Annotated in this window: 11 protein-coding genes; 6 read left to right on the forward strand and 5 right to left on the reverse strand. The window is 52.1% G+C overall.

Going from position 1 to position 14,564, the window contains the following annotated elements; genetic code table 11:
- Window positions 1-51 precede the first annotated feature (51 nt).
- Both AB4124_RS15685 and AB4124_RS15690 read left to right on the forward strand, forming a co-directional pair.
- Complete coding sequence (locus AB4124_RS15685) at window positions 52-1,920, forward strand: sensor histidine kinase (RefSeq protein ID WP_441973422.1); 1,869 nt, start codon at window positions 52-54, stop codon at window positions 1,918-1,920.
- Window positions 1,898-2,959, forward strand: a complete 1,062-nt coding sequence (locus AB4124_RS15690) for a response regulator (protein ID WP_441973423.1) — start codon at window positions 1,898-1,900, stop codon at window positions 2,957-2,959. The genes AB4124_RS15685 and AB4124_RS15690 overlap by 23 nt, the downstream gene beginning before the upstream one ends.
- Before the next feature lie 13 nt (window positions 2,960-2,972).
- On the opposite strand, the gene AB4124_RS15695 is transcribed toward AB4124_RS15690, so the two are convergent.
- On the reverse strand, window positions 2,973-3,503 hold the full coding sequence (locus tag AB4124_RS15695) for a GrpB family protein (RefSeq protein ID WP_441973424.1): 531 nt from the start codon (window positions 3,501-3,503) through the stop codon (window positions 2,973-2,975).
- Between the two features lie 178 nt (window positions 3,504-3,681).
- A complete protein-coding gene (locus AB4124_RS15700) occupies window positions 3,682-4,230 on the reverse strand; it encodes an NAD(P)H-dependent oxidoreductase (protein WP_441973425.1) in 549 nt (182 codons plus the stop codon).
- Window positions 4,231-4,479: 249 nt separating this feature from the next.
- Between AB4124_RS15700 and AB4124_RS15705 the strand changes: the two genes are divergently transcribed.
- From AB4124_RS15705 to AB4124_RS15720, 4 genes are all read left to right on the forward strand, one after another.
- Window positions 4,480-4,866 (forward strand): winged helix-turn-helix transcriptional regulator, encoded by a 387-nt coding sequence (locus AB4124_RS15705; protein ID WP_076322847.1) that lies wholly within the window; start codon window positions 4,480-4,482, stop codon window positions 4,864-4,866.
- Between the two features lie 448 nt (window positions 4,867-5,314).
- On the forward strand, window positions 5,315-5,860 hold the full coding sequence (locus tag AB4124_RS15710) for a PadR family transcriptional regulator (protein ID WP_441973426.1): 546 nt from the start codon (window positions 5,315-5,317) through the stop codon (window positions 5,858-5,860).
- Window positions 5,861-5,909: 49 nt separating this feature from the next.
- A complete protein-coding gene (locus AB4124_RS15715; protein WP_339271009.1) occupies window positions 5,910-7,061 on the forward strand; it encodes an MFS transporter in 1,152 nt (383 codons plus the stop codon).
- A 227-nt stretch (window positions 7,062-7,288) separates the two neighbouring features.
- Entirely contained in the window at window positions 7,289-7,915 is a 627-nt protein-coding gene (locus AB4124_RS15720; protein ID WP_441973427.1) for a DUF3298 domain-containing protein, read from the forward strand.
- Window positions 7,916-8,027: 112 nt separating this feature from the next.
- Here the strand turns inward: AB4124_RS15720 and htpG are convergent, their stop codons facing one another.
- The 3 genes from htpG to AB4124_RS15735 form a co-directional block, all read right to left on the reverse strand.
- A complete protein-coding gene (gene htpG / locus AB4124_RS15725; protein WP_441973428.1) occupies window positions 8,028-9,905 on the reverse strand; it encodes a molecular chaperone HtpG in 1,878 nt (625 codons plus the stop codon).
- Between the two features lie 247 nt (window positions 9,906-10,152).
- The gene (locus AB4124_RS15730) at window positions 10,153-11,394 is read right to left on the reverse strand and encodes an MFS transporter (RefSeq protein ID WP_339271003.1); all 1,242 of its coding nucleotides are present in this window, start codon (window positions 11,392-11,394) and stop codon (window positions 10,153-10,155) included.
- A gap of 53 nt (window positions 11,395-11,447) precedes the next feature.
- Window positions 11,448-14,546, reverse strand: coding sequence for a glycoside hydrolase family 2 TIM barrel-domain containing protein (locus AB4124_RS15735; protein WP_441973429.1), 3,099 nt, complete (start codon window positions 14,544-14,546; stop codon window positions 11,448-11,450).
- Window positions 14,547-14,564: the final 18 nt, after the last annotated feature.

The raw sequence follows: 14,564 nt of genomic DNA on the forward strand, positions 1-14,564 counted from the left end.
GCCGTGGGAGTCTCAAGTTCCCTACTTCAATGCGAGGAAGGCGGAAGAGCGATGAACATCCAAGGCGTTTCCACCGGTAATCTGACCATTAACCAACGTTTGTTCGTTCTGATCATCCTATTCATTGGCCTCCCCTTCTTTCTGCTTGGCAGCTTCTGGTACCAGTCGTCTACCGAAGCGATTGAACAGTTTGCCGCAGGCGCTAACAAGCGTATCATCGAGCAAACCAACGTCTCACTGGATTCGTATATTTCCAATCTGGAGAACTCCACCTATCCCTTTATCCACAACCCGCAAATCCAGCAATTTCTCTCGACCACCCAGCTTACCCCCTATGCGTACTTTCAGCTTGCCAAAAAAGTCGAGGACGACTTGTTTGCCCAGATGATCTACGGCCGGTCCGATATTATCGGAATTTCGCTCGTCGCCGAGAACAAGAGACAAATCACCGATTACGAAAGCGCGCCGGGGCTGCTCGATATGAGTGAAATCCGCAAACGCAACCGTTCCTTTCAAGCGCAGCTGGATCAATTCAACGATTTTCAAATCATCGGCCTCAGCCGGGTAGGAAACACGCCAGCCCTTACCGTGGCCCGGAAGCTCTATGACAATTCTTCCTTTCTCTATAAAGGCTTATTGATTGTCGATCTCAATCTGAAGCAAATCGGAGCCATCTGCTCTAATGATTCGCTGGGCGGCTTTGACGTCTGGATCATGGGCACGGATGGGCAGATGATCTACCACCCGGATCCGAGTCGGGTCGGAACCCAAGTCGAACCGGGGCTGTTAACGCATATTCAAAACCGGGACTCCTCCTTCTTCCGGCATCAAGACGCAGCTTCCAGCACCGAAAAGATGGTCCTGCATGAACGCTCACAGATCACTGGCTGGACGGTCGTCGCCGACCTGCCGCTGAACAATCTCATCGGCGGTTTGATCACCCAGCGTAATTACTCGCTTGCGGCCGCAGCCATTCTCTTGATCATTGCATTGGCGCTTGTAGGCGGATTCTCCTTCTCCTTGACGAGAGCGCTATCCATGCTCCAGAAGTTGATGGCCCGCGTCGAGCGGGGTGATTTTGTGCTTCCTACCAAAATGAACCGGTTCCGCAACAATGAAATGACCGCCGTATTCCAGAGCTTTTACAGCATGACGGGAGAGCTGAAGCGGCTGATTCGGGAGGTCCAGGATTCCCAACTGAAGGAACGGGAGCTCATGATCAAGCAGAAGGAATCCGAGCTCCGCTCCATGCAGTCCCACATCAACCCGCATTTTTTGTACAATTCACTGGAGATTATTAATTCATATGCCATTGCGGACGATCATATGGAGATCAGTCGCATGACGCGGGCGCTGGCCCATATGTTCCGTTACAATATCGGCCATGCCGGGTCTGTCGTACCGCTGCGGGAGGAGATGACGCATGTCCAGTATTATCTCGATCTTCAAAGCGCCCGTTTCCGCAGACTCCAGATTGATATGGATGTGAACGAACGGGACCTGGATCGCGTAAATGCCGTCAGACTGACGCTGCAGCCGATCGTAGAGAATGTGTTCATACACGGATACCGAGGCAAGAAGCCAAGCTACCTCGGGATAAGCACCCGTGCAGAGGCGGGCTATTTTGCCATCATGATCCGTGACAAGGGAATTGGCATGGCAGCGGAAACGCTGTGGCAGATCAGCAGCATCCTGCAAACCCGGGAGAAGCCAGGTGAAGGCATGCTGCGAAACGGCGGGGAGGAACCCACGAGCGGCATCGGGCTCTTGAACGTGCATCAAAGACTTCAGCTTACCTTCGGTGACGAGTATGGCCTGCATCTTGTGGAGTCCGTGCTCTTGGAAGGCACGATATTTGAGATTAGACTGCCGTATAGGACTAACGAGGAGGGACACCATGTACCGGTTAATGATGATTGATGACGAATACGCCATTCATTTGAGTTTGCGAAAGCTTGTTGAGAGGTCCGGTCTTCAAATTGTGGTCACCGGCGAAGCCGAAGACGGGGTTGAAGCCCTGCAGATGCTAGAGAACAGCCGGCCCGATATTATCGTGACCGACATTTGCATGCCTGAAATGGATGGACTGGAATTTATCCGCTGTGTCCGGGAATCCCATCCACAGATGCATTTTATTATCCTCTCGGGCCACGACAACTTCGAATTTGCACGTCAGGCCCTGCGCTATGGCGCATCGGATTTCCTGCTGAAGCCCATCGACCCGGCGCAGTTCCATACAACACTGGAACGTGCCTGCAGGGAGCTGGATAACCGGAAAGCGCGATTCTCCCGGCAGACGGAATGGACGCTTGCGCAGCAGCGCCATAAAGCCAGGCTCGCCCAGCTGCTGTATTCTGCCGATGAGCAGGGAGCATTGGAACAAATCCGCCAGATCATGGCTCTTTTTGAGACGAGGGGACCCGAAGAGGTGAGCTTATCAAGATATTCTCATATGCTGATGCAGGATCTGCTGGCTGCGCTTGAAGAACGCGGTTTGCTTCTTGCAATGGATATCGGCGAGGATCAATGGCCGCAGGACAATCCCATGGCCTGCCGGCATCAAATCGAGGATAAGATCAAGGAAATGCTGACGCTGATTAAGGGTTCCCGAAATCTAGGGTCTCGCCACAATATTCAGAAAGCCAAGCGATACATTGAAGAGAATTACGCGATGGAGGATTTGTCCTTACAGGAGGTGGCTGATTCAGTGGGGATGTCGGTCACGTATCTAAGCCGTACCTTCAAGAGCGAAACAAATATGAACTTCGTGAAATACTTGGTGCAGGTTCGCATGGAAAAAGCGAGGGAATTGCTGGCGGAGTCTGAGCTTTCCGCCGAGGAAACGGCCTACCGCGTCGGCTTCTCGGACTATGTCCATTTCAGCAAGACGTTCAAAAAATTTCATGGCCTCACCCCTTCCGCTTACCGAAAGCAGTGCAAGGCCATGAATGGAGGATAGAGTTACCAGACGCTTATTCGGATTGCACACCATTCATCCATACTTTCGCTCTAGCAAGAAGCTGCTCAACGAACGCATTCTTCTCATCGGAGTATCGGAGCAGGGTCCGGGTTCCTTGCGAAACGATACGCCGTTTGATCTCACTGTAACGCTCGGCTTCCACGGCATGTGCTCGCAAGTACTCCCGGATGATGATGTTATGATTCCAAATGTCGCCACGGTATAACACAATGTGAACATTATAGGCATGCTTACCTCTTTTGCGCAGGTATAAACGGCCGGGAATCCCGGCTTCTCCCAAGTCGTCGTAACCCATAGCGGTCAGTTTGGGGATGATTTCATTCGTATGCAACACGTTCTCCACGCCTACCAGAATATCGATGATGGGTTTAGCCGTCATCCCCGGTACGGATGTACTTCCGAAATGTTCGATGGCGGACGTATAAGGGCCGATCTCCCTGATTAACGTCTGGTGTTCGTCGCAAAACCGATCCGCCCACTGCTTGTCATAGGGCTCCAAATGAATATCTTCATCAATCGTCATAAAACTTCCTCCCTCCAATTTGGTGCGCATGTGCTTATGAAGCTGCCTCGAGCTAATAGTAGTGGGCCCCCAAAAGGGCATAGGTACGACTTCAGGTCATGCTAACGCATGACTCCATCATGCCCTTTATGGTTTCAACCGGCAAGAGCCAATGTCTTCGGTAACGGCCAAGCATGCCTCAGTATCGACTTTCCACAACTGCAGGTGCAAGAACCTGCTCCGCATACCTGTCGGCCTCCGCCCGAAGTGCTTCATCGCTCACCCGCTCCACGTTATAGGTCACGAAGGCCGGAAGATATTGGACTTTGCACCGTTTCAACGTGGCTTGAATTGGCCGCAGCAGCTCACTGGCGGTATACCAATTGTCCCCGCCTGCACGATACCCTTGTTCTGCGCCTGCTGCCGTCGTGGCCAGCATGAATTCTTTGCCCTTCAGGCTGTTGCCCTCCGGCCCGAACGCCCAGCCGAAGGTCAGCACGTCATCGAACCATTTCTTCAGCAGGGGCGGGCAGCTGTACCAGTAAAAAGGGAATTGGAACACCACCCGATCATACTGAAGAAGAAGCTGCTGCTCGCGCTCGATATCGATATTCCAGTCCGGATACTCCTTGTAAAGATCCCGGATATCTACATTTCCATTCGCATACAGCCTGCTGTTCTGCATCAGCACTCGATTCGCACGCGAGTTGTCTAAATTCGGGTGAGCCACAATCACCATGATTTTCATATTCAGGTCTCTCCTGTCTCATTTGGTTTGTTTGACACCCCCATTATGTTTCGGATCGGCTTCGTTGAAAAGTACGCTCTTTTTATGTACTTAGTCGGTTTTAGCGTACCTATTCATCCCATGCATAGTACGATAAAACATACTAAGTACGAATAAGAATAGTACTGGGTTTAAACGGAATACTGTGCTACATTACTAACATCACATGAACAAAGACCGATTGACACCCTTCCTATGGGAGATGAGAATATGAGAACAAGCGATCATGAACGGCCTAACACCGAAGGCATCCTGACAACGCTGCAATTAATTGGAGGCAAGTGGAAACCGCTGATTTTGTTTATACTGCTGCAGGACGGAACCAAACGGTTCGGTGAGCTCCGGCGTCTGCTTCCGGGCGTGACCCAAGGCATGCTCACAAATCAGCTCCGCGAACTGGAACAGGATGGGCTGGTCGTACGCAAGGTATATCAGGAGATTCCGCCCAAAGTAGAGTATTCCATCTCGGAGCACGGAAAGAGCTTGGGCAGCGTTCTGACCGACATGTGCACCTGGGGGTTTCAACATTTGGATTATGTCGAGAAGAACAACGGACAACAAGGTGAAAGTCATGGGAAAAACGCAGGCGGACTGTAAAGTAAGAAGTAAAACCCTTAAGGCTTATGCTGGGCACTGCCCACCTATACGAACGCATGCATTTACTCCCTGCTGTGCACCACGAATCCTAGTCTGCTATATTCCTCAATTTGCAATTGACCTCCATCCCCCTCGCGCACTCTTCGGCCGATCCTACTCAGATCGGCTTCATTTGTTAGGTCCCCTCTAAGCTGGTAGTTCTAACAGGGATCAGTTTTTATAAGACTCCGTTTTAAACCGCTAATCCCTCTCTTCCTATTTTTTGTGTCTGACGCAGATTAAATGTATCGCTCCTCTTGCTTCACTTCATCTATCACTATCTTAGAGCGCCATGTCATAGTTACCGTCGTTTGGAGAACGATTGCAAAAAATCTTTTCCAGGTATTGCATATTTATGTCGTTACGATATATATTTATATCGTAACGACATATTGTTGGAGGAGCTCATATGTATGAAATTTTTGTGTTGGGTGAATTGATGACCGGGGATAAACACGGGTATATGCTTCAAGAGATATTAAAAAATGCAGGTGGTCCTTACCGTCAGATTAGTTCCGGAACGTTATATCCCCTGCTCTCACGGATGGTGGATCACGAGTGGATCCATCTTCGTCTGGACGAATCCGGCGGAGGCAAACGCCCCCGCAAAATCTACGGGATCACCGATTCCGGACGGAAGAAGTTTCTCGAGCTCATGAAGAACCCCCTGGAATACAACATGGATACGGAGCAGATATTCCATTTTAAAATGGTCTATTTCCGGTATGTTCCGAAAAAGGTTCGGCTCGATTGTCTAGAGCAGTATTTGATTTATCTGGAGACCAACCTGAAACACGTGACGGACTTTGAAGCGGAGATCACTTTTTATAAACCTGATCCTGAGAAACAGCGGCTTCAATTGCTACGGGTACTCGATCACCGGAAGCAGATAGGAATGACGAATATCGAGTGGATCCGGAAAGAAATATCGACTGTTAAATCCGAAGAAGACTAGCGTCCAGATGTTTTCACATTGAGAAATTCGAAATAAGGAGGGATACAGGATGGAACGTTTATGGACGAAACCGTTTATTCAGATGACGGTCGGGATGTTATTTCTGTTTACGGGCTTCTATCTGCTGCTGCCAACGCTTCCGCTGTATATCAAGCATTTAGGCGGCTCCGAATCCCAGGTGGGCTTGGCGGCCGGTGCGTTCACGCTGACGGCGGTCGTCTTTCGCCCGATGGTCGGGGGATTGGTGGACCGATACGGCAGAAGAGCTTTTTACGTTTGGGGTCTTATCTTCTTTGTTCTTTCGATGTATCTCTACGATTGGGTTGGCAGCATTCTGCTTCTGCTTGCGCTGCGGATCTTGCATGGCGCGAGCTGGGCTTTCTCGACAACCTCCATCGGAACGGTCATTACGGATTTAATCCCGACCTCCCGCCGCGGGGAAGGCATGGGCTGGTACGGTATGGCGATGACGGTTGCGATGGCCATCGGCCCCATGCTGGGTACTTTTATCGTCAGCGGGTATTCGTTTCGGACGTTGTTTCTTGTCGCTACCGGACTCTCTCTGATTGCCTTCATACTGGCCTACATGACCAGAGCCCCTTATCAAGCCAAACCGTCGGCAGGGCGAATTCAGTTAGTCGAGAAATCCGTTCTCCCTGTCACGGTCGCAATCTTTTTCCTGGCTGTCGCATACGGAGGGATCACGACCTTCCTCCCGCTGTTTGCAGAGTCCATCCGGGTCAATCCGGGAACCTTTTTCCTAGTGTACGCCGTCGCTCTTACCTTGATCAGACCCTTTGCCGGGAAGCTGTCGGACCGTTTCGGCGAAGCGGCTGTCATCATTCCGTCCCTTGTCGTGACGGCGGCGGCTCTGATCGTCTTAAGTATGTCAAACGGATTGACCGGGCTGATTACGGCCGCCATTCTGTACGGTATCGGCTTCGGCTCGGCCCAGCCCGCGCTTCAAGCAGCGACCCTGCGCATTGCTCCGGAGAACCGGAGAGGGGCAGCCAACGCCTCGTTCATGACGGCATTCGATCTCGGCATCGGACTTGGCGCCATTATACTCGGCTTGGTTTCCGAGCGTATCGGCTATACGTATTTGTTCACGGTTACAGCAGCATCGGTAGTCGTTTCCTTAGTCATATTCACGATCTTTGTAAGAAGATTGCTTACGTCTGGCGTTACAGACAAGGAGTGAAGGCTAGCTGATTTACAACAAACACGCCCGCGGCCTTGGACTACCGCTGTCGCATTGGAGCGTTCTTTCGCATTAGAGCGTTCTGCCTATCCGAAGCCCTTCTGCCGGGTTGACGGAGCCTTAGAAGCCTCCAAGTCTCAAGTCTCCGCTCCTGCCAGCTTCGTAACCTCTGCGTCCGCTTCCGAATAGGCTAACGTATCTGATGTTAGATTGGAGCGATTGTACGTATGGCGCAATATGTACCCCCGGTAAGTATCCATACCCTTACGCATACGGCACCTGGTCTCGTGATTCATTATCCGCAGGTATACGGCCTCATGAATCCGGGGGCGGAAGAAGCCATCAACCGGGTCATTATTCTTCAAATCCAGGACATGCAGCGAGAACAGCAGAAGGTTCAGACCGGCACCAACCCGCAAACGACGGGCACCTTTGAGATCAAAACGAACGAGCGCGGCATTCTTAGCCTCGTGCTGACGAACTATACCTACTCCGAACATATGGCGCACGGGTATACGGTGACGAAAGGCCTGACCTTTGCCACGGCCACCGGAAAATCCTATGCCTTATCCGATCTGTTCCGCCCAGGCTCGGGCTATCAAGCCATCTTGGCCGTCGAGGTGATCCGTCAGATCAAGGAACGCGGCATTCCCGTGCTGGAGAACCGTCCGGTTACCGTTTCGCCGAACCAGGACTTCTATCTTGCGGATAAGTCACTGGTCATCTTCTATCCGCTATATGCCATCACCCCATACTATGTCGGCTTTCCGATGTTCCCAGTATCGGTGTACGACCTTTTAGGCCTGGCAGCCGAGAACGGATTGTTATCGGATCTTGCCGCGGACGTGGTGTAACGATCTACACTGCACTGAGATTAGATGTACAAAAAAACAAACCCGATTCCCTGGTACCTTACACCAGAGTTTCAGGTTTGTTTGTTATTATCTTATAATCCAGCTGCGCCGGTTACACCATGATTTTGCAAATATCGTTCGTAAATTCCACCGGATCGGCAATCGGCAAGCCTTCGATCAGCAGCGCCTGATTGTACAGCAGATTCGTGTAAAGCTTCAGCTTATCCTCATCCGCTTGCTGAGCTTTCAGAGATTTAAACACCTCATGATTCGTGTTAATCTCCAGCACCTTGTCGGCTTGGATATCCTGTCCGTTCGGCATCGACTTCAGGATTTTCTCCATCTCAATCGAGACATCACCTTCCGTGGACAGGCATACCGGATGGGATTTCAATCGTTTGGAAGCTTTAACGGATTTCACCTTGCCGGCCAAGAGGCTGCCCATGGCTTCAAACAGTTCCTTATTGTCGTTCTCTTCGGCTTCATTCTCCTGTTTGTCCGCCTCGGAATCGAGGCCAAGATCGCCGCTGGATACCGACTTGAATTCCTTCTCCTTGTATTTCATGAGCATCTTGATCGCAAACTCATCAACATCATCGGTGAAGTACAGGATTTCATAACCTTTATCGAGCACCATTTCCGTCTGCGGGAGCTTCTCGATCCGGTCGATGGAATCACCGGAAGCATAATAAATATACTTCTGATCCTCCGGCATTCTCGATACGTACTCATCCAGCGAAACCAGCTTCTTCTCCTTGGAGGAAGTGAACAGCAGCAGATCCTGAAGATCTTCCTTGTTCATGCCATAATCGTTGTAGACGCCGAATTTCAGACCTCTGCCGAAGGAGGCGAAGAACTTCTCATAGTTGTCTCGTTCGTCCTTCATCATGCCCTGCAGCGCGCTTTTCACTTTGCTCTTGATGTTCTTCGCGATCAGCGTCAACTGACGATCATGCTGGAGCATCTCGCGGGAGATGTTCAGCGACAGATCCTCGGAATCGACCATCCCTTTCACGAAGCTGAAGTAATCCGGCAGAAGGTCGCCGCATTTGTCCATGATCAGGACGCCGTTGGAATACAGCTCAAGCCCTTTCTCGTATTCCTTGGTGTAATAATCGAATGGCGTATTCTCGGGAATGAACAAAATCGCGTTGTATACAACAGCGCCGTCCGCTTTGACATGAATGTGCTTGAGCGGTTTATCGAAGCCGTAGCGCTTCTCATTGTAGAAATTCTCGTAATCCGCGTCGGTCAGCTCGCTTTTATTCTTGCGCCAGATCGGCACCATGCTGTTGATGGTCTGCTCTTCCTGAACTTCTTCGAACTCATTCTCGGAATCTTCTTTCGGACGCTGCGTTTTCACATCCATCTTGATCGGATAACGGATGAAGTCCGAGTACTTTTTGATGATCGCTCTTAGACGATATTCTTCCAAATACTCGTCATACTGATCGTCTTCCGTGTTCTCTTTGATCTTCAGCACGATCTCGGTTCCGACAGAATCCTTCTCGGCCGGCGTAATGGTATATCCATCCGCGCCTTCCGATTCCCACTTGAATGCTTCGTCGCTGCCGAGGGCTCTGCTGGTCACGGTAACGACATCGGCAACCATGAAAGCCGAATAGAAGCCAACGCCGAACTGGCCGATAATGTTGTGGCCGTCCTTCGCTTCGTTCTCACTCTTGAATGCAAGGGAACCGCTCTTCGCAATGATGCCGAGGTTGTTCTCGAGGTCTTCCTTTTTCATCCCGATCCCCGTGTCGGTAATGGTCAGCGTACGGTTTGCTTTATCTGCGGTAATCTTAACGTAGTAATCTTCTTTGTTAAAGGTCAAGTTGTCGTCGGTCAGCGCTTTATAGTAAATCTTGTCGATCGCGTCGCTGGCATTTGAAATCAGCTCACGCAGAAAAATTTCACGCTGCGTATAGATGGAGTTGATCATCATCTCGAGCAGCCGTTTGGACTCAGCTTTAAACTGTTTTTTCGCCATGAAAAAATCTCCCTTCCAATCTGAACGAGGTTTCTTTTAGCACTCTTTACAGCAGAGTGCTAACACTTCTTCTATTTAAACATGTACCAATTTTTGATGTCAATATGTTTAAAGACTTTCCCTCGAACAAATACGGGTTCAACCTGTAACTGTGAAGCGGACGCCGTAAGATGAATATGAACACAGCATGCTGCAATCAGCAAAAAGGCCGCCTAAAAGGGAATTCCCCTTTTAGACGGCCCTTCATTCATGGCTCGATACCGCTGTTTAATCTCTTGGATAAGACCGGACGAATCCACCATACGTAATACAGGCCGCATAGGAGCAGCACGCCGGCCGTGGCCAGAAAGGGAAGCCGATAATCCTGCCTGGCCAGGATGAGTCCGGCAACAAAGGTTGCCCCGGACGAGCCTAAACTCCGAAATACCGACCGCATGCCGGCATACAGATTACGTTCCTTCTCATTGAAAGCCGACATCAGCAGACTGTCCAGGAGATTGGACAGCATGGTCACGCCACCGCCCCGCAGCAGAAACAGCCCGACAAACAGCCATACGGGGAGAATCATGTATAGAGCGGCAAACAGCAACATATTAACGATAAATACCGAGATAATGGCCGTGTTATAACCGAACCGCTCCATGACGTACGGTGTCATCAATGAGCATATAAACAGAAGGATCGCGCCGATGGCAAGAATTAAAGATACCTGGTCATCCATCCAATCCAGGCGGAACTTAACGATGACGTTCAAGAATGAGCCAGTCATGGCGATACAGCCGCCGAGCAGCGCCGTAAACACGGCGAACAGCCATAAGGTCCCGGACGACAGAGGCCCCGTTAACCTGGATATTCCCTTAGAAGATGAAACCGTCGGCGCTTCCTCATCCAAGTCCCTGCGCTCAGAAGGCAGCCAGAACGCCCGGATGACGCCATGAAGCACAAGCACCAGCCCGGTCAGCAGAAGTGACACTTCATAGCCCCTGCTTCCCTCAAATCCCTTCGAGATATATCCGGCTGCCAGCGTTCCAAGACCCGTGAAAGCCGTAAAGACGGCAAACATCAAGGAAAATGCACGGGCCTCCTCCTTACGGGAACGGCAATAATGGAAGAGAAGTTGAATCTCCGTCGTTTCCACCAGCGTCAAGCCGGTAGACACCAATATTTGAGCGGCATAGAACCACAGCAAATCATCGCTGACGGCAAACAGCACATTGCCTGCGGCGATAAAGAATACGCCGGTAACCAGCAGTTTTTTCCTTCCGGTCCGGTTGGCGAGTAGAGATACCGGAATGGCGAGCACGCCCATAATCAGAATGCCCATCGACACCAACGCGCCGATTTCGTCCTCCCTTAGCCCCCGAAAAAGCAGATGCAGATTCAGGACGAGTGTATAGAGGCCGATTCCAATGCCGTAGAAGGCCTCGCTTATAAGGAAGCGGCGCACCCCCGTAGACAGCTGCAGCAGGTCTTTGATGTAAAAGGACATGTTATTCCCCTTCTCCAGAAAATCCGATCACGATCTGAAATGAAATCAGTCGGTTACTTGTATAATTCCGCTTCCGAGCGCATCCGCCGGCTCAGTCTTACCGGATCGGTATCCTCGGCAGCGTAAGCCTTCAGGAGAATGCGGAACGAAAACGGCTCCGGCTTGATCGAATGCTCCGGAGACTGTGCCGGACCGCAGCTGTTGCTGCCAAGTCCGTTCTGCCGGTAATCCAGATTCAGCGTAATGAAGCTGCGTGGAACAAGGTCGCTGGCATGCGCCGCGGACTCCACATCCTGGTCGGTGTACCGGCTTGCACTGAAATTCAGGACAGGCTCGCCAACGGCGAGGAGCCCCAATCCAGCACCATCCGCGAGCGAGATCCAGCGGACATCCGATCGGTTCCCATTCTCCTGCGGATAAATATACGGCGTGAACAAGCCGTCCACAGTGCTGCGGTATTCCCCGAACCGTCCCGCTTCCAGGCTGTCCGGATAGCTTTCCCCAGGTCCTCTGCCGTACCACCGGACATGTTCCATGTCTCCCGCGACTTGCATTTGCAATCCGATTTTCGGCAGCATGGCGGGCGGCGTGCCGATCGGCTCACCCTTCACATCCATGATAATCAGGCCGCTGGAAGTGATCGTATAGGTCGTTTCGCAGCGGAAGCCCCAATCATATACCGGCGGCGCAATCCGGGAAATCCGCCGCACCTCCACGCTGTCTTGGTCCAGTCGCTTCCATTCGAAATGATCGATCCGCTCGGAGAGTCGGTCCAGATGGGCCTTACGCCAATCCGGCAGCACGTACATATCATTATCAATCGGCGGACGCCAGAAATTCAGCATCGGTCCGCCAAGCGTGATTCTTTTGCCATGCAGGAATAAGCTCTCAAATCCGGAATGAAGCGAACCGAGTGACAGCTGAAAGCTGCCATTTCCCACCTTAAGCTTGTGCTTCTCCTCGGTGACCTGTAGTGGTCCCCGCCGCAATGCGGCCGTTTGCTCGAATTCAGGCTTGGACGATTCCCGCAGCAGAAACTGGGACCATGCCACCTCATGTCCCCGTTCCGCCCAGCGGCAGTCCGCAGCCAGGGAGAGGGATACCTCAAACCACAGCTCGGCATAAGGACTCACGCCTATTGTCGCTTGCTCCAAAACCTTCTGGAGGCTTAACTCCGTGCTTGTGCCTGCATCGATGCGGGGAAGCTCCAGCGCTCCGCTATGGACAAGCTGTCCATCGGCCAACACCCGGTAATGGGCCACCAGATGATCCAGCGAAATGAAATCATAGCGGTTCATGATATGAAGCACACCGTGTCTTCGCATCGACATGCGGACCGGTTCAATGACCTTTTTGTATTCCAGAAGTCCAGGTGAAGGCGTCCGGTCCGGACGGACCAAACCGTCAATAACAAAATTACTGTTGTTTGGAACATCGCCATAATCACCGCCGTATGCATAATCCATCCTGCCGTCCGGCGTCCTTCTGCTCAGCCCGTGATCGATCCACTCCCACACGAAACCGCCCGCAAGGCGGGGATGCGCTTCAAAGGTATCGAAGTAGGGACGCAGACCGCCGGGCCCGTTGCCCATCGCATGCGCGAACTCACACAGAATATGCGGCTTGGGATGATCGGTCATTTTGCCGAATCCCTCCATCTTCTCGACGGAGGAATACATGGTGCTCACCACGTCGCACACCTCGGCTTCGCGGTCCTCCTCGTAATGGATCAGCCTCGTTGGATCATTCTCCCGGCACCATTCCGCCATCGCACGGAAATTGCAGCCGAAGCCGGATTCGTTGCCGAGGGACCAGAATAGCACGGACGGATGGTTCTTATCCCGTTCCACCATTCGGCGGACACGGTCCACATAGGCTTCCTTCCACTCCGGATCATCGCTCAAGCGGGAAATGTTGCCGAGCGGCTCGAAGCCGTGGGTCTCCAGATCCGTCTCTTCCATCACGTACAGCCCATACACGTCGCACAGCTCGTAGAACCGGGGATCATTCGGGTAATGAGCGGTCCGTACGGCATTGATGTTGTGCTGCTTCATCATACGGATGTCCTCGAGCATCGTGGACAGGGTGACGGTTCGGCCCGTATCCGGATGATGGTCATGGCGGTTGACGCCTTTAAGCAGGATTGTCTTGCCATTTACCAGGAGCTGTCCGTCCTTCACTTCAATGGAGCGGAAGCCGACGCGCTGCGCCACCGTCTCCAGCGTTCCCCCTTGAGCATCCTGCAAGATGATCACCAAGTGGTACAGTGCCGGGGACTCGGCACTCCATAAATCCGGACCGGCTACCTCGATCTCAAAGTCCTCCACGGCGGAGTGCGAGACATCCTTCCCGGCTGACCCTACTTCCACTCCGGCTCCGTTCAACAACCGCAATTGGACGGAGCCGTGCTCTCTTCCTTCCAGTTCCAAACGCACGTTCAGCTTGGCATTCAGATACTCCGCATCCAGATCGGTCGTTACGCGGAAGTCGTTGATGCGAAGCGCCGACGGCTCGGCTACCAGATACACATCCCGGAAAATGCCGCTCATCCACCACATGTCCTGGTCTTCCAGATAGCTTCCATCAGACCACTGGTATACCCGAACCGATATCTTGTTTACGCCGGTCTTCACATAAGGCGTCAGATCGAACTCGGAGGTCAGCCGGCTTCCCTGGCTATAGCCGATAAACGACCCGTTTAGCCACACATGAAACGCACTGTCCACCCCGTCGAATTTGACGCAAATCTTTCTGCCGTCCCAATGCTCCGGAAGCTCGAACTCGCGTACGTAACTTCCGGTCGGATTCGCATTTGGCACATGCGGCGGATCCACGGGGAATGGATAGTACAAATCCGTGTAATGAGGATGGCCGTAGCCCTGCAGCTGCCAGTGCCCCGGAACCGGGAGGTCATCCCAGGCCGATACATCGTAATCTTCTTCATAAAAAACTTCAGGAGCTGTCTCCGGCTCCTCGGCATAGTGGAATTTCCACACCCCGTTCAGTGATTGGTACCAAGCCGAACTGCCTCTGTCATAGCTTAACGCTCCGTCCGCATCCGCGAACGGAATGAAATAGGCCCGGCTTTTCGCCCGGTTCCGTTCCAGCACGCTTAGGTCATCCCAGTCGCGGCCGATACGATGGTCTTTCATATATCTCTCCATCCTTTC

The organism is Paenibacillus sp. 2KB_20, assembly GCF_052115765.1.
Lineage (GTDB): Bacteria > Bacillota > Bacilli > Paenibacillales > Paenibacillaceae > Paenibacillus_AQ.